The organism is Psychrobacter sp. (assembly GCF_036731945.1).
Taxonomy (GTDB): Bacteria; Pseudomonadota; Gammaproteobacteria; order Pseudomonadales; family Moraxellaceae; genus Psychrobacter.
This window is the reverse complement of the sequence record NZ_DAINDI010000005.1, coordinates 66,208-67,647: the sequence shown is the minus strand read 5'-3', so window position 1 is coordinate 67,647 and position 1,440 is coordinate 66,208. Positions and strand designations below refer to the sequence as shown.

Annotated in this window: 2 protein-coding genes and 1 pseudogene; all 3 read left to right on the top strand. The window is 46.2% G+C overall.

All coding sequences use genetic code 11. The annotated features are described in order from the left end of the window. On the top strand, positions 1-475 hold a 475-nt coding region (locus V7D75_RS02045; protein WP_333613206.1), incomplete at its 5' end, for a PIG-L deacetylase family protein. Then, positions 459-1,244: a class I SAM-dependent DNA methyltransferase gene (locus V7D75_RS02040; RefSeq protein WP_333613205.1), complete on the top strand. Its 786-nt coding sequence runs from the start codon at positions 459-461 to the stop codon at positions 1,242-1,244. The genes V7D75_RS02045 and V7D75_RS02040, both read left to right, overlap by 17 nt. Positions 1,245-1,268: 24 nt before the next feature. After that, positions 1,269-1,440 (top strand): annotated as a pseudogene (locus V7D75_RS02035) (glycosyltransferase); the annotation flags it as partial.

Here is a 1,440-nt window from a genome sequence, read left to right as displayed (position 1 = left end):
GAGCTTAGCGGCATTAGAAGTGTTAGGCATTGCTCAGCAGGTGACCTGTATGTCTTTAGCGCTAACCGATGGTGACGTTTTTGCTGAGCGGGCACAGTTTCACCAAAAATTAGCAGCAATTATTCAACCTGATGATATTTTAATCACGCCTTTTGTACATGATGGTCATCCCGATCATGAAGCAACAGGACAAGTAGTCGCCGCTTTCGCTAAGCAGCATCAGCTCGCCTGTTATCAAGTGTTAATTTGGGCGTGGCATTGGGCAAAGCCTGCTGATAGTCGTATTCCTTGGCACTGCGCGCTCAGAGTGGACTTGACGCCGGAGCAATTACAGCGCAAAGCCGAGGCTATCGCCTGCTTCAAAAGCCAAATAACCGTTGATGAAAGCACAGGCAACCCGCCTATTTTATCGGCTCAAACCATCGCTAGAATTAGCCAACCTTGGGAAGTTTATTTATATGAGCCACAATCTTAAATTGACACCGCCAATGCATGAGGTCGGTAATTTTCAGGTACCTACAACCGACTTACGTACTGTTCATACTGATTTGCCGAATGGTAAAAAAGAGACGACAGCCACCGCTTACTCAGAAAGCTATTTTGATGCCTTATACAACGACAATAGCGACCCGTGGCAGTATCAGACCCGCTGGTACGAAAAGCGCAAACGCGATATGTGTCTAGCGGTGTTGCCCCAAGCAAAATATACCAGCGCTATTGAATTAGGGTGCGGTAATGGCGTGTTTAGTACGCTACTTGCCAGCCGTTGTCATTCCTTGGTAAGCATCGACGGTAATAAACAGGCGGTGCAACTGGCTAAGCAGCGTTTGGCAGCGTTTGCTCATGTAAAGGTCATACAAGGCGTCATTCCTAGCGTATTACCGACTGCGAAATCGCATTTTGATTTAATTGTGATTAGTGAAATTTTATATTATTTATCGCCAAATGATATTGATACCATCATTACTTGGATTCAGCAAAATCTTGCGATAGGCGGCACGTTACTATGCTGTCATTGGCGCTATGACATTGATGGCTTTACCATGACGGGTGAAACGGTACACCAACGTCTGCACCACGCATTTAATAGAATAAGTCACGACGTAAACTCTGCGCAAGGACAGCAAGTTGACAGTCAAAACCCTACCTTTACCCATCAAAGTAAAGTCGTCGATAGCGATTTTTTATTGGATGTGTGGCAACGTTCGCCCGAAACAGTGGCTATGCAAGAAAACTTGGTTTAACAGTAAACCCGCCGAGGAGAATGCATGAATACTACAAATATCGCTATCGTTATTCCCGCTCATAACGAAGCGCTGACCATCTCTACATGCTTGGCATCGGTGCAGACGGCCATTGATCAGCTGCCCTCTACCATTACCACCACTGTGCTCGTGGTGCTCGACAGTTGTAGCGATGACACGCTCACATTGGTTAAGC

Bases quoted from the DNA above. Each gene is read 5' to 3' on its own strand.
- V7D75_RS02040 (WP_333613205.1), top strand. From the start codon at position 459: ATGAGCCACAATCTTAAATTGACACCGCCAATGCATGAGGTCGGTAAT.